Source organism: Massilia sp. BGA-UO-ETr-WB1 (assembly GCF_059567845.1).
The window spans coordinates 433,496-456,860 of the sequence record NZ_JCAQOT010000013.1 but is presented as its reverse complement, the minus strand read 5'-3'; the positions used below and the strand labels follow the sequence as shown (position 1 = coordinate 456,860).

General features: G+C 64.7%; 18 protein-coding genes and 2 pseudogenes. 12 read left to right on the top strand and 8 right to left on the bottom strand.

Annotation, left to right across the window (positions count from 1 at the left end; genetic code table 11):
* Nucleotides 1-134: 134 nt before the first annotated feature.
* The 4 genes from AC56DV_RS03375 (at nt 135) to AC56DV_RS03360 (ending at nt 4,217) form a co-directional block, all read left to right on the top strand.
* Complete coding sequence (locus AC56DV_RS03375) at nt 135-1,757, top strand: DUF1302 domain-containing protein (protein WP_496312887.1); 1,623 nt, start codon at nt 135-137, stop codon at nt 1,755-1,757.
* A 16-nt stretch (nt 1,758-1,773) separates the two neighbouring features.
* Complete coding sequence (locus tag AC56DV_RS03370; protein WP_496312886.1) at nt 1,774-3,126, top strand: DUF1329 domain-containing protein; 1,353 nt, start codon at nt 1,774-1,776, stop codon at nt 3,124-3,126.
* Nucleotides 3,127-3,310: 184 nt separating this feature from the next.
* Entirely contained in the window at nt 3,311-3,778 is a 468-nt protein-coding gene (locus AC56DV_RS03365) for a WD40/YVTN/BNR-like repeat-containing protein (RefSeq protein WP_496312885.1), read from the top strand.
* Entirely contained in the window at nt 3,756-4,217 is a 462-nt protein-coding gene (locus AC56DV_RS03360; protein ID WP_496312884.1) for a WD40/YVTN/BNR-like repeat-containing protein, read from the top strand. The genes AC56DV_RS03365 and AC56DV_RS03360 overlap by 23 nt, the downstream gene beginning before the upstream one ends.
* A gap of 376 nt (nt 4,218-4,593) precedes the next feature.
* On the opposite strand, the gene AC56DV_RS03355 is transcribed toward AC56DV_RS03360, so the two are convergent.
* From AC56DV_RS03355 to mdlC, 3 genes are all read right to left on the bottom strand, one after another.
* Nucleotides 4,594-6,075, bottom strand: a complete 1,482-nt coding sequence (locus AC56DV_RS03355) for a benzaldehyde dehydrogenase (RefSeq protein ID WP_496312883.1) — start codon at nt 6,073-6,075, stop codon at nt 4,594-4,596.
* Nucleotides 6,076-6,120: 45 nt separating this feature from the next.
* Nucleotides 6,121-7,254 carry an alpha-hydroxy acid oxidase gene (locus tag AC56DV_RS03350; protein ID WP_496312882.1) on the bottom strand — a complete coding sequence of 378 codons (1,134 nt, stop codon included), beginning with the start codon at nt 7,252-7,254 and terminating at the stop codon, nt 6,121-6,123.
* Between the two features lie 102 nt (nt 7,255-7,356).
* A complete protein-coding gene (gene mdlC / locus AC56DV_RS03345) occupies nt 7,357-8,976 on the bottom strand; it encodes a benzoylformate decarboxylase (RefSeq protein ID WP_496312881.1) in 1,620 nt (539 codons plus the stop codon).
* Between the two features lie 112 nt (nt 8,977-9,088).
* Between mdlC and AC56DV_RS03340 the strand changes: the two genes are divergently transcribed.
* Nucleotides 9,089-10,003, top strand: a complete 915-nt coding sequence (locus tag AC56DV_RS03340; protein WP_496312880.1) for a LysR family transcriptional regulator — start codon at nt 9,089-9,091, stop codon at nt 10,001-10,003.
* Between the two features lie 35 nt (nt 10,004-10,038).
* Here AC56DV_RS03340 and AC56DV_RS03335 read toward each other — a convergent pair.
* The 3 genes and pseudogenes from AC56DV_RS03335 to AC56DV_RS03325 form a co-directional block, all read right to left on the bottom strand.
* Nucleotides 10,039-10,824: pseudogene (locus tag AC56DV_RS03335) on the bottom strand (class II aldolase/adducin family protein).
* A 113-nt stretch (nt 10,825-10,937) separates the two neighbouring features.
* Nucleotides 10,938-12,332: an MFS transporter gene (locus tag AC56DV_RS03330; RefSeq protein ID WP_496312879.1), complete on the bottom strand. Its 1,395-nt coding sequence runs from the start codon at nt 12,330-12,332 to the stop codon at nt 10,938-10,940.
* Between the two features lie 678 nt (nt 12,333-13,010).
* Nucleotides 13,011-13,169 (bottom strand): annotated as a pseudogene (locus tag AC56DV_RS03325) (transposase); the annotation flags it as partial.
* A gap of 371 nt (nt 13,170-13,540) precedes the next feature.
* On the opposite strand from AC56DV_RS03325, the gene AC56DV_RS03320 reads away from it, so the two are divergent.
* The 4 genes from AC56DV_RS03320 (at nt 13,541) to AC56DV_RS03305 (ending at nt 18,612) form a co-directional block, all read left to right on the top strand.
* Entirely contained in the window at nt 13,541-14,080 is a 540-nt protein-coding gene (locus AC56DV_RS03320; protein ID WP_496312878.1) for a hypothetical protein, read from the top strand.
* Nucleotides 14,081-14,234: 154 nt separating this feature from the next.
* Nucleotides 14,235-14,990 carry an SDR family NAD(P)-dependent oxidoreductase gene (locus tag AC56DV_RS03315; RefSeq protein WP_496312877.1) on the top strand — a complete coding sequence of 252 codons (756 nt, stop codon included), beginning with the start codon at nt 14,235-14,237 and terminating at the stop codon, nt 14,988-14,990.
* A gap of 10 nt (nt 14,991-15,000) precedes the next feature.
* A complete protein-coding gene (locus AC56DV_RS03310) occupies nt 15,001-15,555 on the top strand; it encodes a flavin reductase family protein (RefSeq protein WP_496312876.1) in 555 nt (184 codons plus the stop codon).
* A gap of 66 nt (nt 15,556-15,621) precedes the next feature.
* Nucleotides 15,622-18,612: a sensor histidine kinase gene (locus AC56DV_RS03305; RefSeq protein WP_496312875.1), complete on the top strand. Its 2,991-nt coding sequence runs from the start codon at nt 15,622-15,624 to the stop codon at nt 18,610-18,612.
* Here AC56DV_RS03305 and AC56DV_RS03300 read toward each other — a convergent pair.
* Nucleotides 18,609-19,244, bottom strand: a complete 636-nt coding sequence (locus AC56DV_RS03300) for a response regulator (protein ID WP_496312874.1) — start codon at nt 19,242-19,244, stop codon at nt 18,609-18,611. The two genes, AC56DV_RS03305 and AC56DV_RS03300, sit on opposite strands and share 4 nt — an antisense overlap.
* 146 nt (nt 19,245-19,390) lie before the next feature.
* On the opposite strand from AC56DV_RS03300, the gene AC56DV_RS03295 reads away from it, so the two are divergent.
* From AC56DV_RS03295 to wrbA, 3 genes are all read left to right on the top strand, one after another.
* Nucleotides 19,391-20,782 carry an ester cyclase gene (locus AC56DV_RS03295; protein WP_496312873.1) on the top strand — a complete coding sequence of 464 codons (1,392 nt, stop codon included), beginning with the start codon at nt 19,391-19,393 and terminating at the stop codon, nt 20,780-20,782.
* 215 nt (nt 20,783-20,997) lie between these two features.
* Nucleotides 20,998-21,768, top strand: coding sequence for an SDR family oxidoreductase (locus tag AC56DV_RS03290; RefSeq protein ID WP_496312872.1), 771 nt, complete (start codon nt 20,998-21,000; stop codon nt 21,766-21,768).
* 43 nt (nt 21,769-21,811) lie between these two features.
* Nucleotides 21,812-22,411, top strand: a complete 600-nt coding sequence (wrbA, locus tag AC56DV_RS03285) for an NAD(P)H:quinone oxidoreductase (RefSeq protein WP_496312871.1) — start codon at nt 21,812-21,814, stop codon at nt 22,409-22,411.
* Here the strand turns inward: wrbA and AC56DV_RS03280 are convergent.
* Entirely contained in the window at nt 22,408-23,361 is a 954-nt protein-coding gene (locus AC56DV_RS03280; protein WP_496312870.1) for a LysR family transcriptional regulator, read from the bottom strand. The genes wrbA and AC56DV_RS03280 overlap by 4 nt on opposite strands.
* Nucleotides 23,362-23,365: the final 4 nt, after the last annotated feature.

Below are 23,365 nucleotides of genomic sequence, written 5' to 3'. Positions count from 1 at the left end.
CTCAGCCCTATCCGGTGCCAAATTTGGCTAACGCCGCGTGGCTGCAGCCCGTAATCTGGTACTCATCAGGATTGCTCATGGGAACGCTTTCTGATGCCGATGATTACAACTCCGTAAGAAAAGGAACCGAAAACATGAAACGAAACACAGGCCTGCGCCCGCCGGCCTTCGCGATCATGGCAATGCTGGCGACTGGCGCCCAAGCGTTCGAGATCGACGCCGGCAACCCTGACGTCAAGCTACGCTGGGACAACACCGTCAAATACAGTGCCGCATGGCGAGTGAAGAAGGCTTCCGACAAGCTCACCGCTTCGGTCAATCAGGACGATGGTGACCGCAACTTCGACCGGGGAGTGATTTCCAATCGCGTCGACCTGTTCTCCGAACTTGATGTCACTTATCAGGGCTTCGGTGCCCGAGTTTCCGGCGCGGCGTGGTACGACACGATATACAACCGTCCCAACGACAACAATTCGCCCGGGACCGCGAACGCGTTCTCCGTGCCCTTCAACGAATTCACGACCGCGACCGAGAAGCTGCACGGGCGTAAGGCTGAACTGCTTGATGCCTTCGTGTTCGGAAAGATCAATCTCGGCTCATCGAAGGCGACGTTCCGCGTCGGCCGGCACACGCTGCTGTGGGGCGAGAGCTTGTTCTTTGGCGCCAATGGCATTGCCGGCGGACAGGCGCCAATCGATGTGGCTAAGGCCCTCTCGGTGCCCAACACCCAGTTCAAGGAACTGATCCGTCCCACGCCGCAGGCCTCCGGCCAGGTACAGATCAATCCCAACATCTCGATCGGCGCTTACTATCAGTGGCGTTGGGAGAAACACCGGCTGCCCGAGGCCGGCAGCTACTTTTCCAATATCGATCTTCTCGATCAGGGCGGCGAACGCCTGATCGCTGGTGGGCCGCTGGTCCCAGGCGGAGGGAACGCGGCGTTCTTCCATAGCGGCGATATCGAGGCGAAGAATTCGGGGCAGGGCGGGGTGCAGATGCGCTTGCGGAGCGGCGAGACCGATTATGGCTTCTATGCGCTCCGCTTCAACGACAAGTCGCCGCAGCTCTACGTGAGGCCGGGCGCGGTCAATCCGGTGCGCGGACAGGTTGGCGAATATTTATGGGTTTATCCGGAGAATATTCGTGCTTTCGGGGGAAGCTTCAGTCACACCTTTGGCGATTTCAACGTTGCCGGTGAAGTTTCGGTCCGCCGCAACACCCCGTTGGCAAGCGACGCGCAGGTCGATTTGACCGGCACCGCCGACAACGACAAGCGTTCGCTTTACGCCGTCGGCAACTCCCTGCACGCGCAGGTCTCGTGGCTCGCTACGCTCGGCCCCTCGTTCGTCTCGCGCGAGGCCGACTTCCTCGGCGAAATCGCCTGGAACCGCCGCACTGGCATCACCAGGAACGGTGGCGCGCTCAATCCCAACGCCGACCGCGACGCGCTCAATATCCGCATGAGCTATGAGCCGAGATACCGTCAGCTATTGCCCGGCCTCGATCTCTCGGTGCCAGTGGGCGTGGGCTACGGCATCGGCAACTCCTCGGTGGTCGGCGCCTTCAACGGCAACCATGTCGGCGACGTGAGCGTGGGCCTGAAGGGGAGCTATCTCGACGTCTGGCAGTTTAGTCTCAACTATTCGCATTTCCTTGGCCCCGAGGGCACCTTCCTCGATGCCGCCAACCACGGCTCGTACAAGCAAACGCTCAAGGACCGCGATTTCGTCTCGCTATCGGTCCACCGGACGTTCTAATCACAGGAGAAAAGACATGAACCGATTTGCAACCCCACTGCTGGTCGCGCAGCTCGCAGTCGGCCAGCTGGCGCTCGCGGCGGTCCCGGCCGAGGAAGCCGCGAAGCTCAAGAGCGGGCTCACTCCCTTGGGTGCCGAGAAGGCGGGCAACAAGGAGGGTAGCATTCCCGCATGGACCGGCGGCTATACCACGCCGATTCCCGGCGACAAGCCGGGCGGGCGCCGCGGCGATCCGTTCAAGGACGAGAAGCCGCTGTTCTCGATTACCGCGAAGAACATGGATCAGTACGTCGATAAGCTCACTGCGGGTACCAAGGCGATGCTGCAGAAGTATCCGGACAGTTTCCGGGTCGACGTCTACAAGACCCACCGCACTGCTGCGGCACCACAGTGGGTCTATGACAATACCTTTAAGAACGCCGTGCGCGCCAGGATGAATGGCGACTTCGTCGAAGGCGCCTACGGTGGCATCCCCTTCCCAATCCCGAAGTCGGGCGCCGAGGTGATGTCGAACCATTTGCTGCGCTGGCGCGGCACCTCGGTGAAGAGTCTGGGCAATCAATATCTGTTGACGGCCGACGGCAAGGCAGTCCTGGTGAGCGATATCAAATACGAAATCCAGATGCCATACTACTTCCAGGACAGCACGCCCGAGCAGTTCGCCAAGAGTACCGAATACTGGCTGGGACGCGCAGTAATCACCGCACCGTCGATCCGTGCAGGCGAGGCGATCGTGGCCCGCTGGCAACTCGACGCAAACAAGGATCAGACATGGGTGTATCTCACCGGCCAGCGCCGCGTGAGGAAGCTGCCCAACGGCTGCTGCGACACGCCGTCGCCGACCACGGCCGGGGTAATGAGCTTCGACGAGGTCGAGACCTTCAGCGGCCGGCTTGATCGCTTCGACTGGAAGCTCGTTGGTAAGCAGGAGATGTACATCCCCTACAACGGCAACCGCCTGCTTCAGCCCAAGACCGATGCGGAGGTGATGTCGGCACATCACCTCAAGCCCGACCACGCGCGCTGGGAGCTGCACCGCGTGTGGGTGGTCGAGGCGACGCTGCGCCAGGGGCAGCGCCACCAGGCTCACAAGAGCCGTTACTACTGCGACGAGGACAGCTGGGTCTGCGTGCTGGGCGATCGGTGGGACGCAAAGGGTCAGTTGTGGAAAACGATGTGGGCGCAGACCCTCGTCGCTCCCGAACTCCCGGGGGTCGCGATATACGCCTTCGGATTTAACGATCTGCTGTCTGGAACGGCCTTCGCGGCGGGCCTGTACAACAACAAAGCGTCCCACTACGTCGTCATGCCGCGCTATGAGGACAGCGTGTACACCCCCGATGCGCTGGCGGGCGAGGGCGTACGGTGACGATCACGCGGTATCCCATGATCCGGGGCCGGTATGGATGGAGTTCATCATGAATTTTGCTCTTTCAGCTTCGGCTTGCGGGCGTGGCGGCAACCGGCGATAGCCTTGGTGCTGATGGCGGCAGCGGCCGCCGACGCGACGCCGGTGGGCGATGCCTGTGACCGGCCGGCAGTGATATCACGGCATGCAGCGCGATCGGTTCTGCTCGGTGCGGCGCAGCTGGGCAGCCGCCTCGTTGCAGTCGGCGAGCGCGGCATCGCTCGGACGATGCCGGCGCGTGCGCTGGCGCCAGGCGCCTACCGCGGTGAGCGTGACTCTCACCGCGGTGCGTTTTTACGACGCCAGACATGGTGACGCGGTTGGCCATGGCGGCACCGTGCTCACCACTGCCGACGGCGGTGAGACATGGGCGCGCCGCCTCGACGGCCGGCGCATCGCACTACTTGCGCTCGCCGCGCCCAAGGGCCGCGGCGACGAGCCGGCCCTGCGTAATGCCGAGCGCCTGGTGACCCACGGCCCCGATAAGCCGTTGCTCGACGTGCTAATGCTCGATCCGCTGCACGCCGTTGCCGTGGGTGCCTACGGGCTCGCGTTTGCCACCGCCGATGGGGCAGACTTGGATCGCATGGATGGACCTCCTCGACAACACTAAAGCGATGCATCTGCATGCAATCCGCCGCCACGGCGACCGCATCCTGGTGGCTGGCGAGCAGGGCTTGGTAAGGCTGTCCGCCGACACCGGCAAGCGCTTCGCCGCGCTGGTCACACCGTACCGTGGCAGCTTTTTTACTGCGGAGCTGTTTTCCTGCGGCGAGATTGTCCTGGCCGGCTTGCGCGGCAATATCCGGCGTTCTGTCGACACCGGCGCGAACTGGACCCAGGTCGGTGCCGATGCCGGCCTCGATCACCGGCTCCGCCTTGCAGCCGGACGGCTCGCTGGTGCTCGCGAACCAAGCCGGTGCCGTGCTTGGCGATCGCGACGGGCGGTTCGTGTCGATCAACGCAGCGCCCTTGCCGCCATTGAACGGCGTGGTGCCCAAGCGCGGCGGTGGGCTGCTGGCCCTCAGCCTGCAGGGCACCGTCACGGCTAATAATGGAGATGTGAAGTGAAGTCCTTGCCAGATGCCGCCCTGAGGGTGGCCGCTGCCCAAACAGGATAGGCATTCGTAAACGCGAACCAGGCCATCTATCCGGCGCATACCATGTGCCGCTTGTTGGAAGTCTCCGCCAGCGGCTATTACGCGTGGTTGAAATGTGCGTGAAGCAGGCCGACACTGTGGGGTGGCCGCCACCTGACGGCCAGCGGCGCCACCCACCCCTGCTTCACGGGGTGAATAGGAGATTGATTTTCGACTGCTAATCTATCGACTGAAACGGGTAAACTCACTGCCCCCTATGCCGTTTGAGAGCCACAAGTCACCAGTCGTTTTATTCTGCTTCAGGTAATCCAGTTGGAGCGTTAGCGGGTCAGAACGGGTAGGTGGTCGCTTGTTCCAGTACGCTGACCCACTGGCTTTGCGTGAACTCGTGCACATTGGCCAGCCCGCCGAAGCGGCCGCCGTTGCCGGAGGCGCCCATGCCGCCGAAAGGCACCTGGAATTCATTGTTGACGGTCTGGTCGTTGATGTGGACCATGCCGCTGCGCAGGCGCTGCGCCATCGCGGTGGCGCGACCGATGGAACGGCTGTGGATGGCGGCGGCCAGTCCGTAGTCCGAGCTGTTGGCCAGGGCCACCGCCTCGTCGTCGTCGTCAAACACGGTGATCGGCGCAACCGGTCCGAATAGTTCCTCGCTGAAGGCCGGCATGTCCGGCGTGACGCCGGCCAGCACGGTGGGACGGTAGAACAGGCCTTGGTGGGTGCCGCCGCTGAGCAATTCCGCGCCGGCTTGCACGCTGGCCTGCACGATGCCGTCGATGCGCTCGCATTGCCTGCGGTTGATCAGCGGTCCCAAGTGCACTTGGGCGGTGTGCGGATCGCCGACCACCAGCCTGGCGGCGCGCGCGGCCAGCTTTTCCGCGTATTGTGCCGCCACCGAGCGGTGCACCAGGTGGCGCCCGGCCTGCATGCAAATCTGCCCCTGGTGCAGGAAGGCGCCCCAGGCGCCGCTGGAGCTGGCGGCGTCGACGTCGGCGTCGTCGAGCACGATGATGGCGTTGTTGCCTCCCAATTCCAGCGCCACCTTCTTCAGCAGTTGGCCGCAGGCCTGGCCGATGGCGCGGCCGACGGCGGTCGATCCGGTGAAGGAGATCATGCCGCTGTCCGGATGGCGCACCAGCGCGTCGCCCGTTTCCGGCCCGCCCGGCAGCACATGCAGCACGCCGGGAGGCAGGCCGGCATCCTCGAACAGCTGCGCCAGCAGCAAGCCGCCGCAGACGGCGCTTTGCTGGTCCGGCTTGAGCACCACGGCGTTGCCCAGCGCCAGTGCGGGCGCCACCGAGCGCAGCGCCAGCAGCAGCGGAAAGTTCCACGGCGCGATCACGCCCACCACGCCGATGGGCAGTTGGCGCCACATATTGCGCCGGCCCGGCATGGACGAGGGGAACAGCAGGCCGTCCGGCTGCATCGGCAGGGCCGCCGCCATCAGCAGCTGTTCGCAACTGGCGTCCAGTTCGAATTCGGCCTTGGCCGGGATAGAGCCGCACTCGCGGGTATTCCAGTTGTTGAATTCGGCTGAGCGCTGGCGCAGCAGGCGGGCCGCCTCGCGCATGATGTGGGCGCGCCGGTCGAAGGGGGTATCCGCCCAGGCTTCCTGGGCCAGTGCGGCGCTGTGCACGGCGCGGTCCACGTCCTGCGCCGAGGCGATGCCGCTTAGACCCAGCACTTGGCCGGTGGCCGGTTCCAGCACTGGCGCGACGCCGCCGCCCGGCTCCTGCCAGCCGTCCGAGTAAATTTTTCCGTCCCACGCCGGGGTGGCGTGGCTGCCGATGTTATCAAGTGCAGCATTCATCTGTATTGCTCCCTATGTCATGCGTGTTGAAGAATTTATGCTGCATCAGCGTCGATCTCTGGCCAGACCGTGCAGATCCGGGATCCGGGCGGCGCCCAGCAGCGTCATGGTGCGAACCAGTTCGTCGAGGAATGTGTCCAGCACCGCGTCGACGCCGGCGCGGCCGTCCGAAGCCAGTCCGAACAGCACGGGCCGGCCCAGGAACACCGCCGTGGCGCCGAGCGCGATGGCCTTGGCTATGTGGCTGCCTCGGCGGATGCCGCTGTCCATGAACACCGGTATCCGTCCGGCCACCGCCGCGGCCACGCCTGGCAATGCCGAGATCGCAGATGGCGCGGCGTCGAGCTGGCGGCCGCCGTGATTCGATACGATCAAGCCATCGATGCCGTGGTCGAGCGCACGGCGTGCGTCGTCCGCGTGCAGCAGTCCCTTCAGCAACAGCGGACCGCTCCAGTTGGCGCGCAGCCAGCCCAGCGTGTCCCAGACTAGGCTGCGATCCATCGCGCGCGCCAGTAGCGCGGCCTGCATGCCGGCCGATCCAGCATCGGCGCCGTCGGCCGTGAGGTTGGCGAAGTCTGGCGCGCCCGCGCTGGCCGCCCGCAGCGTCCAGCGCGGGTGCGTCAGCAGATCCCAGGCCAGCCCGGCGGTCGGTTTGAACGGCATGCGGAAGCCGTTGCGCAGGTCGAGCTCGCGCTTGCCGCTGACGGGCACGTCGACGGTCAGCACCAGCGCCTGGTAGCCGGCCGTTTGCGCGCGCCGGACGATACGCTCGGCCATGTCGCGCTGCATCACGTAGAGCTGCATCCATTGCACGCCATCGGGCGCGGCGGCGCGCACTGCCTCCAGCCGCATATTGGAGGCGGTCGACAGTGTGAACGCGGCGCCTATCCGCTGTGCCGCCTCCGCCAGCATGGCGTCGCCGCGCGGCCTGATGAGGCCGTTCAAACCGGTCGGGGCGATGCCGAACGGCACGCGCCAGCGTGCGCCGAACACGTCGACCGACGTGTCGACGACGGTGGTGTCGCGCAGCACCTGCGGCGTCAGCATCAGCGCGTCGAGATCGGCGCCGTTGTGCCACGCGCATTGGCCGTCTTCGGCCGCGCCGTCGATGTAGTCGAAGACGAAGCGGGGCAGGCGGCGGCGCGCCGCGCGCCGGACATCGTCGGCATTCAGCAGCATGGCGCAGGCCCCGCTGCGGCCGGCGCTACCGGCACGGCTATGGTTGTCATGGCAAGTCTCCGCAGGGTGAAGGGGATATGGAAGCTAAGAGGGCGGGGCGGCTCACTCGATCTCGATCTCGACCAGGGTCGGGCCGGTGCCGCGCAGCGCCTGCTGCAGCGCGTCTTTCAAGCTGCCCGCGTCGCTAACGCGTATCGCCTCGCAACCCATGCCCAGGGCGAGCGCGACGAAGTCCAGCTGCGGCAAGTCCGTGCCCTGCACCGTCTCGCCGGCGGCAAAGCCGAACACCGGCGCGAATTCTTGCAGCGCGGCGTAGCGGCGGTTGTTCAATATCAGGTAGGCGATCGGCAGCTTCAGTTGGGACGCGCTCCACAGTGCCTGGATCGAGTACATGCTGGAACCGTCGCCGATGATGCCGATGACGCGCCTGCCTGGCTGGGCCAGCGCGATGCCGACCGCGGCCGGCATGCCATAGCCGAGGCCGCCGCTATCCATCGTGTAGAAGCCAGCGCTGCGCGTGATCGGCAGATAGTCCTGCATCGCCTTGCGCGCACTGGGTGCCTCCTCGACGACGATGTCCGCTGCGTCGCGCACCTGCGCCAGCATTTGCATGACGCACGCGGCCGACAGGCGCGGCGTCGGCGGCACCGGCGGTCGTGCGGCGCGCGGTGCCGGCATTGGCCGTGCGGTGGGCGCCGGTCGCGCCAGCAAGTCTTGCAGCGTCAGCCGGCAGCTGCCCAGGGCAGTGATGCAGGCCGGGGACCAGGCGGCGGAATCGGGTTCGTCGATCAGCTGGCACAAGGTGGTGCCGGCCGGCACGTGGGGGCCGGTGCCCTCGATGTGGTAGGTGAACGCCGGCGCGCCGATGGCGACGATGACGTCGTGCCCGTCGAGCAGGGCGACGAGCTTTTCGCGGATGGCAGGCAGGAAGCCGGCAAACAGGCGATGGTCTTCGGGAAAGCTGCAGCGGCCCGACAACGGCGCGGCCCAGACACGGGCATTGTGCCGTTCGGCCAGCCGGATCACCGCGTCCCACGCTTCATCGCGGTCGACGGCGGCGCCGACCACGAATGCCGGACGACGGCTGGCGTCGAGCGCGGCGCCGATCCGATCGAGCAGCAAGGGATCAGGGCGCAGACGCTTGCTGACCAGCCGCTCGGCGACGCAGGAGGCGGGCTGGTCCCAGTCGTCGACCGGTACCGACACGAAGACCGGGCCCCGCGGTGGCATCATGGCGATGTAGTAGGCGCGGGCGATGGCCAGCGGCACGTCGGCGGCGCGCGCCGGTTCAATGCTCCACTTGACGTAGGGCTTGGGCAGTTCGGTCGCCTGCGCCGAAGACAGAAAGGGATCGAACGGCAGAATCGAGCGCGCCTGCTGTCCGGCGGTGATCACTAGTGGCGTCCTGTTTTTGTGGGCGGTGAAAATGTTGCCCATCGCATTGCCGACGCCGGCGGCCGAATGCAGGTTGACGAACGCGGCGTTGCGGCTGGCCTGGGCATAGCCGTCGGCCATGCCGACGACGACCGCCTCCTGCAAGCCCAGCACGTAGCGGAAGTCGGCGGGAAAGTCGCGGAACATCGGCAGTTCCGTCGATCCGGGGTTGGCGAAGACCGAGGTCATGCCGAAGCGGCGCAGCAGATCGAAAACGGCGTCGCGCACTGTCGTCGCGCCAGCCTGCGTTGTACCTGCTCGTGTTGAGAGTGGGGTGCTGCCGGTCATGTCGGGCCTCCTGGGCAATCGCGCTGCGCGCCGTGTTGTTGATGGGGACAGTATGGAAGCCTGGGCCTTGGCGGGAAATTGCTTTTTAGAGGGAAAGTCATTACATTTGGGTATGACATACGATCTGAAACAACTCCACGCTTTTGCCACCGTCGCCGAAACCGGCAGCTTGGGCCGCGCCGCGGCCGCCTTGAATGTGACCCAGCCGGCCCTCAGCCGTAACGTCAAGCGGCTGGAAGATCAGGTCGGCGCCGTGCTGTTCGAGCGCCACACCAAAGGCATGCAGCTCACCGACATCGGCCGCGCACTGCTGCCGCACGCGACGCTGCTGTTGCACGAGTCGCAGCATGCGATCGAGGAGATCAACGCCATGCGCGGCCTGGGCAAGGGCACGATACGGGTGGGTGCGGTGGGCAGCATCGCCTGCCTCACGCTGCCCCAGGCCATCGACAGCGTGCTGGTGAAGTGGCCGAACTTGCGCGTGAAGGTGGTCGAGGGGGTATGGGACCGCCTTGCCGATGCGCTGGTCAAGCACGAGGTGGATCTGGCGCTGGCGGTGGCGCTACCGGACACGGACGAGATCGTGGCGATCAAGGATTGCCGCTGGGAAGACCACAGCCATATCGTCGCTGCGCCGGACCACCCGCTGCGGGGCAAGGCCGGGCTGCAACTGGCCGATGTGATGGGGCAAAGATGGGCGACCGCACCTCGGGGCACGGCGCCCTATGCGCACATGGAAAGCGTGTTCGCCGCGAACGGCCTGGGCCTGCCCGACATCATGGTTGAGACGCGCTCCGTCATCGTCTTGAAGAGCCTGGTCACCCGCTCGGGTTTCCTCAGTTGGATGGCCGAACCGATGTACGAATCGGAAAGCAAGGCGGGGCTAATGGACACGCTGGCCATTCCCGGCGCCGATGGCGTGCGCCCCTTGACGGCATTCCGCCGGCGCATGGGCATCTTGCCAAATCCGGCTGTGAAACTGCTCGAGGAATTGCGTTTGCTTACGGCCGGCAAGGGAGGGCGATAAGCGCTTGCGCGGCGCGCTCGCGTCCCTCCTGCCGCCTAATCCCGGTAGGACGGATCGGTGCGGTCGAGTAGGCGCAGCAGGGCGCGCCAGTCGCGCCCCTGCAGGAAGGAGGCGTCGCCGTCGAATTGGCGCGCCGTGTGCTCGCGCACCGACAGCGGCGGCAGCGTTAAGGTCTGGCCGCCGGCCAGTGCGGCGACTTGAATCTAGCACGCGCGCTCGAGAAAGAACATTTCCTTGAACGCGTTGGCGACGCTCGTGCCCATCGTCAGCAAGCCGTGGTTTCGCAGGATTAAGACATTTCTGGCGCCGATGTCGCGCACTAGGCGGCGCTGCTCGTCAAGGTCGAGCGCGATACCCTCGAAGTCATGGTAGGCCACGCGGTCATGGAAGCGCAGGGCGTGCTGCGAGATGGGCAGCAAGCCCTGCCCCTGCGTCGACACGGCTACGCCGGCGGCGGTGTGCGTGTGCAGCACGCACATGGCGTCGGGGCGCGCTTCATGGATGGCGCCATGGATGATGAAAGCGGCCGGGTTGACTTCAAAGGGCTGGACGTCGACCAGGTTGCCGTGGACGTCGACCTTGACCAGGTTCGATGCCGACACCTCTTCATACAAGAGGCCGAAAGGGTTGATGAGATAGTGCCCGGGCGAACCCGGAATGGCTGCCGAGATGTGGTTGTAGACCCAGTCCGTCATGCAGAAATGCGCCACCAGGCGGTAGCAAGCGGCCAGTTCCACCCGCATGGCCCACTCGGCGGGGGCGATCGTGTGCGCGTTGCGGCGGCACTCGGCCAGCGCAAGCAGCAGTTCAGGGTTAGACATCGACATCTGTGTATTTTTCAATATTGGTTTAAAGGGAAGCTGAGGGATGTGCCGCAGCGTGGCGCTGCGGTGCGACCGGTGCCTGCAAGGCTGGCCGCATGCGGGAGCGCTGCTTACTCGTTCACGGCGGCAGCGACTGGCTCGGCCGGCGGCCCGGCCTTGGCCTGCCTTGGGATGTGGCGCCGGACGGCCAGCAGCGCGATACAGGCGAAGAACATGGCCGAACCCAACAGGGACAGGTAGGCCGACGCGCCGCCCGCATTGATGACGATCGCACCGGCGAAGGCGCTCAGGATGGCGCCCAGGCGGCCGAAGGACAGTCCTCCGGCGGTGCCAGTGGCTCGAATGCCGGTCGGATAGATATAGGCGCATAAGGCGTAAAGCGTGCACTGGACGGCATTGACGAACATGCCGAGCACGCCCAGCCCGAAAATCAGTAGATTCGTATTCTGACCGACGTCGATGCTTTTGAGCAGGAACGCCGTGGCGACGGCGCCGGCGCTGGCGGCGGCCATCGGCCAGCGCGAACCGGCGCGCGTGATGAGCGTGGCGCAAGCCAGTCCGCCAATGATGCCGCCGAGGTTCCAGGCGGTCAGGCCGGAGCCGGCGATGTGGGTTGGCAAACCCTCGGCGGAGAGCATGGTCGGCAGCCAACTGAAGGCGCTGTAGACCGTCAGCAGGGACATGAAGAACGCCGCCCAGAGCGCCAGCGTGTCGCGCGCCTGGCCGTTTTCGAATAGGGCGCCGAAGCCCGCGCGCTGTTCGACGGCCTGCTCCGTCAGGTCGGTGAAGGCCGTGTGTGCCGTGGTCGGACGATCCATCCGCGCCAGCAGTCGCCTGAGTTCCGGCCAGCGCGCGTCGTGGCGGGCGAGAAAGCGCGGCGACTCGGGCAACTTCAGCAGCAGCAGCACGCCCGCAAACATCGGGATCGCGCCGCCGATGAAGAAGAGGCCGCGCCATCCGTAGAGCGGCAATACGGCGCTGGCGAACAGGCCGGCCAGCATGCCGCCAAGGGGGACGCAGACAATCGTCGCCGTGACCGCCAAGGTGCGGCGACGCGCCGGCGTGAACTCTGCCGTCATTGTGGTCGAGGTCGGCAGTGCGCCGCCGATGCCCAGGCCCGCCAGGAAGCGCAGCGCGGCAATGGTGATCACGTTCGGCGCGAAGCCGATGGCGCAGGTGGCGGCGCCAAAGAGAAATACGCTGGCGACGACGGTCATGCGCCGGCCGAACCGGTCGGCGAACAGGCCGGCGCAGGCGCTGCCAATGCCCATGCCGATCAATCCGGCCGCGACCGTCGGCGCGAACGCGCTGCGGGTGATGCCCCATTCCTTGATCAGATCGGGGATCGCGTAGCCGATCAGTTGACCGTCGAAGCCGTCCAGAACGATGGCAAGCGACACCAGCAGTACCACGAACTTTTGAGTGCTCGTGAACGGACCTTCATCGAGTACATGGCCGATGTCGATGGATGTAGCCGCTTGCGTGGCGGCGGGCTTCATTGCCATCCCCCGTTTGCATGGCCTTGCGGGGTGGGGTGAGGGACGATGCTGCTGTCGCCCGGTATGGGCGCGGGGATGCCGCCAAGTGTGATGCCAATCATGATGATGTCTCCTTGGGTGAACGCTCGAATGAAAATACGGCGCTTGTCGGGGCTGCAACTCAGTATGAAATCTCGACCCTGAGATTGAAATTGCTTTTTTACGAAAATGCCATGTTCATTCGACATGACTTGCGATGAGTGAGGGCGTACGCGCTCAGGCCCGAGCGCCTGGTGAATCGCTACGTCCCGCCGTACCGGAATACTCCTCCATATCCCGATCCACCATATCGCGCGACTTACCCAAGGTCGGCCCCTGTGCGGTAGTGCCGCTCGTAGGGATCTGTGGGGCAGGTGACTTCCGTCCTTGCCGCGCCCCTGCCCAACTTGGATCCATGCGGGTTTGCGGGCTCCGCAGATCGAATACCTGGGCCTGACCGTGCCCGACCCGGATGCCAAGTTCAATCCGGAAACCGGCCACTACGACTGAGTTGGAAATGTAGTCTAGAACCGTTCCCCGCCGAGCCACCAGTACCGCCTTGTCGAGCCGCTCGGTGCGGCCGCTGTCGGTCACGACTGCGAAGTTGCGGTCTTTCAGCTTGGTTCCCACCAATTCGAGGCTGACGCCGACGCTTTACAGCGTGTGCATGAAATTGATGACGGTACGGAAGCCTCGGGCGGCGGTCTTGGTTCGATGAGGTAAGCCGTTCATGGCCTGGACGTGCGCATTGCTGCGGCCATCAAGCAGGCCGCGCACCACGCCGGGCAAGCGCTCCTTGATGGTCGGCGCCAGGTGTTTGAAGGGCGTAGGGATGCAGCTTGGCGGACCATCATGCACCATCGCGACAGGGTAAATTTAGTGCAAAAATCGCATGTGCCTAGCACTTTTTATTTTGGCGGTACTTTTGGCGGTACTTTTCAAAAAATGGCAGAAATCCCCCTCTGTAGTGCGGTTCCGGTCAGCGCCAGTAGGAAGAAAAAGGGTTGTATGCGCGAGCATGCAGCCCTTTTTTCATTTTCCCCTCCGTTTTCCTCCCCCAGTTTGCACCTCTAGAGGATTAGGCAAGAAGTATCCAGTATTCCATCACGCAACAGAATCAGGTTTTCCTATAGTTCTGTTCATGACTGATCGGAATTCATCGGCATATTTTTAACCCTATCCTAGCGAGGTAAAAAATGTTCAAAGTTGCCCTGGCCCTGGCTGCCGCCTTCCTCAGTGCTCCATCGTTCTCCGAGGAGCTCTCCACCAACTGCCCAACCAGCGGTAAAGACGGCGTCGCGGCGTTGCACCGCGACTGGCTGATGATCGGCTGGGAGCGCGATGCTGGCGATCCCGCCTTTAACTTCAAGCAAGACCTGGGGAAATATTATGACTTCACCCGCCAAGATCTGAACCTGTTCGACGATTTCGACCCGGCGCTGAAAGTCCGCCACACGGCCGAAGACTACGGCACGATCTGGTATGGATTGGTCCCCAACTTCAAAAGCGTTCATCATAAAATCACCGAAGGCCCTAACGTCGTCGCAGCCGGCCCATCTTACAGCCACTCGGTCATGGAGTTCGCGTTCGAGGTCACGGCAAATAACGGCACGGTGTCTCACCTGATCTCGCGCACTTCCGTGTTGTGGCGTTGCGGCCCGGATGGCTGGAAGATTTTCAAGGAACATAACTCTGCGCGCCCGCTGAGTGCCGCCGCTTATCGCGCGTATCGGTAGGCTGACCTGCCGACGCGCTGCGGCACTGGAGACTGGCGCTGCAGTCATAGCAATATCGCGCCAGAGACAGCAATCACGCGACGGACGGTATCACGCGGCTATTGCATCATGGACCCAGCTTCACAGCCCATTTAGCCCATGAAAGGAAATCAAAATGAACATTTCTCCCGTCAACGAAGTCGAAGGCAAAGTCGCGATTGTTACTGGTGCCGCCAGCGGCATCGGCCGCGCCACCGTAGAGCTGCTGCACGCGCGAGGTGCGCTCGTCATCGCCGAAGACATTGATCCACAGGTCAATACACTGGAGCGACCCGGCATCGTGCCGTTTGTCGCCGATGTCACTGTCGATGGTGTCGCGGAGCGCGCGGTTCAACTGGCGCTGCAGCACTTCGGCAAGCTGGATATCCTGGTCAACAGTGCCGGGCGCATCATCTACAAGGACCTGGTCGATATGACCCGCGAGGACTGGAACTGGCAGATGGAGACCAATGTCACCGGTGCGTTCCTGCATTCGCGCGAAGCGCAGAAAGCGATGATGCCGGCGCGCTCGGGCGCCATCGTGAACATCGCTTCCTATGCGTCCTACTTCGCGTTCCCGGGCATTGCGGCCTACACCGCGTCCAAGGGCGCGCTGGCGCAACTGACGCGCACCCAGGCCCTGGAGGCAATCGATCACGGCATTCGCGTGAACGCCATCGGCGTCGGCAACGTGGTGACCAACCTGCTCAATCACTTCCGTGACGACGGCCGCGAATTCCTGGCCGAGCATGGCAAGGCCGCGCCGATCAAGCGCGCCGCAACGCCCGAAGAAATTGCGGAGATCGTGCTGTTTCTCGCCTCCGAACGCGCCAGCTTCATCGTCGGTTCGGTGGTCATGGCGGATGGCGGCATGAGCGTGGCGATCGGCTAGGAGGACAGCAATGTTCAGCGAACTCGCGCCTGAGAAGGCGTATCGGCTGCTCGAATCGGGACCGGTCGTCATGCTCACGACCAATTCGGACCGGGGACCCAACGTGATGACCATGGGCTTTCATATGATGCTGCAGCACGAGCCGCCGCTGGTGGGCTGCGTGATCGGCCCTTGGGACTACAGCTACGCTGCCCTGGCCGATTCCGGCGAGTGCGTGCTCAGTCTCCCGACCGTGGAGATGGCGGAGCTGGTGACGAAGATCGGCAACTGTTCGGGGAGCGATGTCGACAAGTTTCACGCCTTCGGCCTGACAGCGCGCCGTGGCGCCACGGTGGATGCGCCCCTGGTGGCGGAATGCCTTGCCAACCTCGAATGCCGGGTGGTGGATCGTACGCTGGCTGCCCGGTACAACTTTTTTGTGCTCGAGGTGACCAGGATATGGGTCAACCAGGACAAGTCGGAGCGCCGCTTGATTCACCACGCAGGCGACGGGGTCTTCATCGCCGACGGGGAGACGGTCGACATGTCCAGGCATATGAGCCGCTGGCGTTACCTGATGGACTGACTGGCTCGAAATTGCTATAACGCAAGAAGTGCCAGCGCGACGCTGGCCTTTTTACAAAGGAGAACTATGCGTGGTCGTGGTCGTCCGGGCATTTGCCTGGTGTTGCTGGCATTGCTATTGGTTTGCCTGTGCGCGCGCAGCGCGGAACTGGTGTTGGCGCAGCTGCACCACAAAGCCTGGCGCGTGCATGACGGGACCCCGTCAGATGTGCGCATGCTGGCGCAAACAAGCGACGGCTACCTGTGGCTTGGGACGGCTGCAGGCTTGTATCGCTTCGATGGCGTCGGCTTTGAATCACTAGAGGCAGCGTATCAGGTCGCCACCGCGTCCAACGACATCAGCGCACTGATGGCCACGCCTGACGGAGGATTGTGGATCGGTTACCGGTTCGGCGGCGCAAGCTATCTGAAGGACGGCAGGATCACCCACTATCAGCGCGATTTGAAGGGCAACAACTGGTTTCCCGGCAGCGGCTCGACCCGGTGGTTCGCCCAGGAGCAGGACGGCACGGTGTGGAGCACCGGCGATAGCTTGAATGTGTTCCGCCATCAGAAATGGCAAGCGGCGGACGATAGTCTGCCCAAGGGGAGCACGTCAGGGGTGCTGGTGGACCGCCTGGGCGGCGTGTGGGCGGGCCTGCGCGACGGCCTGTACTGGCGCGCGCGCGATGCCAAGAAATTTATCAAAGTAAGCGATCGTTCAAGTCTGACCTTTTTTGCGGAGGGGCCGGACGGCTCGGTATGGGCCGTGTCCAACGGCATCGGCCTGTCGCGCTTTGATCCGCAGACCGGCTCGCCGCGCGAGATGCCCAAGGGCGTTGCGGAAGCCATCCACGAAGGCCGGATTAGCTTCGACCGGCAGGGCAATCTGTGGTCGGCGACCACCGACGCTCTCCTGGTGCGCCTGCCGGCCAAGGCACTTGCCGAAGGAACGGGGCCAGGGCATCACCCTGTTCAGTTATTTTCCGAAAAAGACGGGCTCACCGGCGGGGCGGTCTACGCCGTCCTGGAGGACAGGGAGGGCAGCGTCTGGGTCGGCACCACCAACGGGCTGGACCGCTTTCGCGAAAGCCGCGTGGTGCCGCAACTGCTGCCGACGGCGCAAGCGGGCGGCATGTTGGGCATGGCCGCCGCGGAAGGCGGCCAGGTCTGGTTGTCGGACTGGGCTGCGGGTGTTTTTCTTGCCGGCAGCAGCGTGGAAGCGGCGGACGCCGGTTTGCAGCACGTGACGATGGCTTACCGCGCGCCGTCCGGACGGGTCTGGATGGGCAACAAGGCGGCGCTGTGGCTGCGCGAAAACGGCCAGATGCGCCGCATCGCCTGGCCGGTGCGCTCGGCGCAGCTGGTGCCGCAGGCGGCGACCGAAGACCGCGAGGGCGGACTGTGGGTAGCGCTTGCTTTCGACGGCGTGTTCCGTTATCACGATGGCGCCTGGGTCGACAAGACGCCATTGTTCAAGCTGGGCCAGAAGACGGCCTACGCCATGGCCACAGATGCCAAGGGGGCGGTGTGGATAAGCTATGGGCGCAACACCCTGCTCAAGGCCGTCGGCGACAGCGTAGACCAGTATGGCGCCGCGCAGGGACTCGACCTGGGAACCATCCTGGCGATCGTGCCGTCCGGCGGACAGCTCTGGCTGGGCGGCATCAATTCGGTGATGCAGCACGATGGCGAGCGCTTCCGCCACCTTGTTGGCCGGGGCGCGCACCGCTTCAACGGGGTGTCGGGTATCGTCGCCACCGCGCAGGGCGATCTCTGGTTGAACGGCGACGATGGGATCATCCATATCGGCTCGGCGGAGCTGGCAAAATGGCGCGCCAGCCCGGATTACGGTGTTGCCTACACCACGCTGGATTTTCTCGATGGCGTTGAAGGAAAGCCCGCACATGCGCGCCCGCTGCCGACCGCATTGGAGGGCAGCGATGGCCGGCTCTGGTTCAGTTTTGAAAAGCGCATCGTCGCCGTGGACCCGTCCAGGGTGCTGTTCAATGCGCTTCCGCCGCAGGTGAAGATCACGCAAGTAAATATCGACGGTGTGAGGGTAAGGCCGGGAGCCCCGGTGGTGCTGGCGCCGGGCGCGCAGCGCATTGAAATCGACTTCGCGGGGCTGAGCCTGAAAATACCCGAGCGCAACCGCTACCGCTACCGGCTGCTCGGCGTCGACCGGGACTGGATAGTCGGGCGGCGGCAGCGTTCGGTGTCCTACACCAATCTGGCGCCCGGCAGTTATCGCTTTGAAGTCGACGCCGCCAACAACGACGGCGTATGGAGCACGGCTCCTGCGCAATTGTCCTTCGAGGTGCAGCCAGCCTTCTATCAGACGTGGTGGTTCCGTGGCGCCGTTGTGCTGCTGCTGATGGCGGCATTGTGGCTGGCATACCGGCTGCGCATGAAAGTGCTCACCCGGCGCATCTCCGAGCGCCTGCAGTCGCAGCAGATGGAACGGGTCCGCATCGCCCGCGAATTGCATGACACCCTGCTGCAAGGCGTGGGCAGCCTGTCGCTCATGGTGCATGGCGCGATGGCCAGGGTCGATCGCGAGCACCCGGTGGTGCCCTTCCTGGCGGATGGATTGAAGCAGGCCGAATCGGTGATCGCGGAGGGGCGCGAGCGCGTGGCGCGGCTGCGCGTGGCGGTCGAGGCGGGCGATGTTCTGATCGACGAACTGGGCATCCTTGGCCTGGAGCTGACTGCCGGCAGCGCAACCCGTTTTGCATTGTCAGTGCAGGGGCATACCCGATCGCTGGAGACCCGGGTGGCGGAGGAGTGCCGCGCTATCGCGCGCGAGGCCATCTGGAATGCGGTACAGCATGCCAACGCGGGCACCATCACGCTGGCGATCGACTTTGGCCGCCGCATGTTGACGCTGCAAGTGGGGGACGATGGCTGCGGACTGCCGCTGGAGGTGGTGGCCGGCGGCGGCAGGGAAGGGCATTGGGGCATGCCGGGCATGCGCGAGCGCGCCGGCCGCATTGGCGGGCATGTGGAGCTGCTGTCCGGCGCCGGCACCACCGTGCGGCTAAGCGTGCCGGCCAGTCTGGCCTACAAGAAGCGTTAATTGACCAGGATGCCGCGCCGGCGCGCCACGCGCACCGCCAGAATGCGGTCACCGACGCGCAGCTTGGACAGGATGTTCGCCACGTGGCTCTTGGCAGTCTCCATGCTGATGCCGAGCCGCGTGCCGATCTGCGTATTGCTGCAGCCATCGGACACCAGCTTGAGTACGTCCAGCTCGCGTTCGGTCAGCTCGGATTCGCCCATGTATTCCGCCAGCCTGGTGGCGACCGCCACCGGCAGGTAGCGCCGGCCATCGTGCACGGCGCGTATGGCGTGGGCGATGTCGTAGCCTATCATCGACTTCAGCAGATAGCCCTGGGCGCCGGCTTTCATGGCGCGCATGACCTGGGCGTCCCCGTCAAACGTCGACAGGATGAGTGTGCGGGTACGGGGCGAGCGGGCGCCTATCTCCAGCATCAATTCGATGCCGGACATATCGGGCAGGAACAGGTCCAGCACCGCGACGTCCGGCTTCCATCCGTCCTGCAGCAGCGCCAGGGCGTCCTGCCCATTGCCGGCCCGCCCATCGACACGGAAGCCCGGCTGCGCACCCGCCATGCCGCAGATGCCCTCCAACATCAGTGGGTGATCGTCAACTGCCAGTATCGAAATCAAGGGGGGCGATATGCTCATGCGCCTAGCATAGCAAAATAATAATCGTGAAATCAAGGCGGGCATTGTCCTCTTAAGAGGAACACTGCATCCCCCGGTCGGGCGTTTATCCGCTTCGGCGCAGCGCTTACGATGAAGCTCTCAACGATTCCATCCCAGGAGCTGCCATGAACAAGCGAGTGCGTATCTATGAACCCGGACCGGCGAGCGCCATGGTCCATGAAGACATCCCGGCGCTGCCCGCGCCCGCAGCCGGCGAAGTGCGCCTGCGCCACGAAGCGATCGGCGTAAACTTTGTCGACACCATGTTCCGGTCCGGCGCGTTCCGCGCGCAGCTGCCGCTGGACATGGGCGTGGAGGGCGCCGGCGTGGTCGAGCAGGTCGGCCCGGGCGTGACCGGGCTCGCGGCCGGCGACCGTGCCGCCTATTTCTTCTCGTTCGGCGCTTACGCGGACGAACGCCTGATCGAAGCGCGCCATCTGATCAAGCTGCCCGCCCATATCTCCGCCGAGACGGCCGCTGCCACCTTCACCAAGGGCCTGACGGCATGGATGATGCTGCACGGCGCCCACCAGCTGCGGCGTGGTGAAGCCGTGCTGGTGCACGGCGCCGCAGGCGGTGTCGGCTCCATTGTGGCGCGCTGGGCGAAGGCGCTGGGCGCCACGGTGATTGCCACGGTGGGCTCGGCGGGCAAGGCGGAGACCGTGCGGGCGCACGGCATTGAGCACGTGCTGGACGCCAATGACCCGCAACTGGCGCAGCACGTTCGTGCGCTGACCGGCGGCCGTGGCGTCGACGTCGTCTACGAGCTGATTGGCAAGCAGACCTTCGCCCATTCGCTGGCGGCCTTGCGTGACGGCGGCGCGCTGATCCACGTCGGCAACGCCTCGGGCGCGCCCGGTATCGACAAGGAAGCAATCGCCGCGCGCGGCATCCACTACGTGCAGCCGAGCACCGGCCAATACGTGGGTGAGCGCGCTGCGCTGGAACGCGCCAGCGCCGATGTGTTCCGGGCGATCGAGCAGGGCATCTTCGGCCGGGAGGCGCCGACCGTGTACGCCTTGCGGGACGCCGCCCGCGCGCACCAGGATCTGGCTGAGCGCAAGATCGTGGGCGCCGCGATTCTGCGGCCGGCGGAGCCGACCGTCGGCGACATCGCCAAGGCGGTGGTACGACGCAATACCGAACTGGTCCAGGGCGGCGGCGATTTCGCCTTGTTCGACCAGCTGTTTGCCGATGACTTCATCGACCACACGCCGCAGCCCAACTGCACGCCGGACAAGGCCGGCGCGCGGGCGCTGTATCAAAAGCTGCGCGAGGCGTTCCCCGATTTTCATGCCGTGATCCATTGGCAGGCGGCGGATGGCGACCGCGTCACCACCTACAAGACGTATTACGGCACGCACCGGGGCGAGTTCCTCGGCGTGGCCCCCACCGGCCGCAAGATCCACTTCGACACGGTTGACGCGATGCGGGTGCGCGACGGCCGGATCGTGGAGCACTGGGGCGTGGCCCACCTCTATTCCTTGATGCAGCAACTGGGCGCCATCGCGCAGTGACAGGAGCCGGCATGGAAAAGGCTTCGACGGAAAAGTGCTGCTGGTGACCGGGCCGGGCGGCATGAGCGCCTGCGCGGCCTCCAGGCACGGCGTGCGGGTCAACGCGATTGCCCCGGGCTGGACCGGGACGCCGATGGTGATTGCCATCAGATGGTGATCGATGGCGGACCATCGGCGGCTTCGAACTATAGACCCACCTGATAACGGAGAGTTTCATGAGCAATCTATTGAACGGCAAGGTCGTCATCGTTACCGGCGCCGCCAGCGGCATCGGCCGTGCCATCGCGATTTCGGCGGCGCAGCACGGCGCGCGCGCGGTCATTGTCTCGGACATCACCGAGGAGCCGCGCGAGGGCGGCGCCCCGACCACGGCGGAAATCGCCGCACTGGGCGCCACCGCGCGGTTTGTCAAAGCGGACGTCAGCAAGCGCGCCGAAGTGGACGCGCTGGTGCAGGCCGCGGAGGAATTTGGCGGCGTCGATGTCATGGTGGCCAACGCCGGCATTACGCTGCGTGCCGATGGCGCCGATGTCGATGAAGAACAGTATCACCGCCTGATGGCGGTCAATCTGGACGGTACTTTGTTCAGTGCGCAAGCGGCTGCAAAGCAGATGCGGGCGAACGGCAAGCATGGCTCGATTGTCTTGATGGCCAGCATGGGCGGCATTGCCGGCGCCGGCATGACGGTGGCGTATTCGACCAGCAAGGGCGGTGTCGTGCTGATGGCGAAGGCGCTGGCCGACGCACTGGGCCCGGAGGGCATCCGTGTGAATGCGGTCGCGCCCGGGACCATCGATACCCATCTGCTGCGCAACAGCCCCGGCATTGCGGAAGCCGCCGAGGGGTTCCGCCAGCGCACGCCGCTGCGCCGCCTGGGCAAACCGTCGGAAATCGGCGATGCGGTTGTGTGGCTGGGTTCGGACATGTCCAGCTACGTTACGGGCATCGCCTTGCTGGTGGATGGCGGCCTGCTGTCCGTGATTTGATGCATTTTTTGCTTGTTGTGTTTTTTACTTATTGGAGAGTGTGATGTCTAAAGTGCTGGTTCTGTATTATTCGTCGTATGGTCATATCGAAACGATGGCCGAGGCGGTCGCAAGCGGTGCGCGCAGCACCGGCGCGACGGTGGACGTCAAGCGGGTGCCGGAAACCGTTCCCGAAGAGATCGCCAAGGGCGCGCACTTCAAGCTGCAACAAGGCGCGCCGGTGGCAACGGTTGAAGAGCTGGCCGGCTATGACGCCATCATCATCGGCGCACCGACCCGCTTCGGCCGCATGCCGTCGCAGATGGCGGCTTTCCTCGACCAGGCCGGCGGCCTGTGGGCGCGCGGCGCGCTCAATGGCAAAGTGGGCGGCGCCTTTACCTCGACTGCCACCCAGCACGGCGGCCAGGAAGCCACGCTGTTTTCCATCATCACCAATCTGCTGCATTTCGGCATGACCATTGTCGGCCTGCCGTACAGCTATGCGGCGCAGATGTCGATCGACGAGGTGCTTGGCGGCAGCCCTTACGGCGCCACCACCATTGCAGGCGGCCAGGGCCAGCGCCAGCCGAGTGAAATCGACCTGGGCGGCGCACGCCACCAGGGCGAGCTGGTCGCCAGGACCGCCAACAAGCTGTTCGGCTAAACCCCGCCGTCTTCCCCGCGCACCGCCAGGCTGGGGCGTGGGGGCCTGATGTGCCGGTGGCTCCGGCTCAGTTCTATCATCCAGTCGACAAACACCCGGGTGCGGGTGTTCATGTGGCGGTTCGCCGGGTAGACGACATGCAGCGGCACCACCGGCGGTGACCATGCGGGCAGCAGCGCCACCAGTTCCCCGCTGTCGATGCGCGGCTGTAGCATGAAGCGCGGGCCGGCCACGATTCCCAGGCCTGCGAGGGCGGCGGCCAACAGCGCATTGCTCTCATTCACCGAGATAAAGTAGCTTCCCGTAATGCTGATTTCGTCATCCTGCGATTCAAGCAGAAATGGCAGTTGCCGCGTCGATCCGGCGTAGAAGTAGCGAACCAGGGTGTGCCCGCTTTGCAGTTCGCGCGGATGGGCAGGCGCCGGATGGACGGCGAGGTAGTCCGGCGCCGCGCAGAGAACGAACTCCAGGTCGCCAAGGTGCCGCGCAATCAGTGTCGGGTCCTTGATGTCGCCGGCGCGAATAACGCAGTCGATGCGGTCGCTGACCAAATCAAGCGGCCGATCGCTGACACCGATGTCCAGCTGCATGTCCGGATAGCGGCGGCGAAACTCGGGCAGCGCGGGAATCACCAGCTGCGACGCGATACTTGCCCCCATGTCGACGCGCAGGCGCCCGTGCGGCTTCTTCTGGCCGCTGGACAGTTCCGATTCGACCTCGTGCCATTCCTCCAGCAAGTGCACCATGCGCTCGAAGTACAGCGCGCCGTCATTGGTGGGCGATACCTTCCTGGTGGTCCGGTGCAGCAGCTTGACGCGCAAGTGCGCCTCCAGCGACTGAACGAGCTTGGTCACGGTGTTGCGCGGGAACTCCAGCGAGTCGGCAGCCTTGGCGAAGCTGCCGGTTTCCACGACTCTGACGAAGGCGCGCACGGCGGTGAAATAGTCCACGATA

Coding starts and splice junctions, on each gene's coding strand:
- AC56DV_RS03290 (WP_496312872.1), top strand. CDS start 20,998: ATGAGCAATCTATTGAACGGCAAGGTCGTCATCGTTACCGGCGCCGCC.
- AC56DV_RS03370 (WP_496312886.1), top strand. CDS start 1,774: ATGAACCGATTTGCAACCCCACTGCTGGTCGCGCAGCTCGCAGTCGGC.
- AC56DV_RS03355 (WP_496312883.1), bottom strand. CDS start 6,075: ATGAATGCTGCACTTGATAACATCGGCAGCCACGCCACCCCGGCGTGG.
- mdlC (WP_496312881.1), bottom strand. CDS start 8,976: ATGACCGGCAGCACCCCACTCTCAACACGAGCAGGTACAACGCAGGCT.
- AC56DV_RS03330 (WP_496312879.1), bottom strand. CDS start 12,332: ATGGCAATGAAGCCCGCCGCCACGCAAGCGGCTACATCCATCGACATC.
- AC56DV_RS03350 (WP_496312882.1), bottom strand. CDS start 7,254: ATGCTGCTGAATGCCGACGATGTCCGGCGCGCGGCGCGCCGCCGCCTG.
- AC56DV_RS03320 (WP_496312878.1), top strand. CDS start 13,541: ATGTTCAAAGTTGCCCTGGCCCTGGCTGCCGCCTTCCTCAGTGCTCCA.
- AC56DV_RS03360 (WP_496312884.1), top strand. CDS start 3,756: ATGGACCTCCTCGACAACACTAAAGCGATGCATCTGCATGCAATCCGC.
- AC56DV_RS03310 (WP_496312876.1), top strand. CDS start 15,001: ATGTTCAGCGAACTCGCGCCTGAGAAGGCGTATCGGCTGCTCGAATCG.
- AC56DV_RS03295 (WP_496312873.1), top strand. CDS start 19,391: ATGAACAAGCGAGTGCGTATCTATGAACCCGGACCGGCGAGCGCCATG.
- AC56DV_RS03305 (WP_496312875.1), top strand. CDS start 15,622: ATGCGTGGTCGTGGTCGTCCGGGCATTTGCCTGGTGTTGCTGGCATTG.
- AC56DV_RS03315 (WP_496312877.1), top strand. CDS start 14,235: ATGAACATTTCTCCCGTCAACGAAGTCGAAGGCAAAGTCGCGATTGTT.
- AC56DV_RS03300 (WP_496312874.1), bottom strand. CDS start 19,244: ATGAGCATATCGCCCCCCTTGATTTCGATACTGGCAGTTGACGATCAC.
- AC56DV_RS03340 (WP_496312880.1), top strand. CDS start 9,089: ATGACATACGATCTGAAACAACTCCACGCTTTTGCCACCGTCGCCGAA.
- AC56DV_RS03365 (WP_496312885.1), top strand. CDS start 3,311: ATGCAGCGCGATCGGTTCTGCTCGGTGCGGCGCAGCTGGGCAGCCGCC.
- AC56DV_RS03375 (WP_496312887.1), top strand. CDS start 135: ATGAAACGAAACACAGGCCTGCGCCCGCCGGCCTTCGCGATCATGGCA.
- wrbA (WP_496312871.1), top strand. CDS start 21,812: ATGTCTAAAGTGCTGGTTCTGTATTATTCGTCGTATGGTCATATCGAA.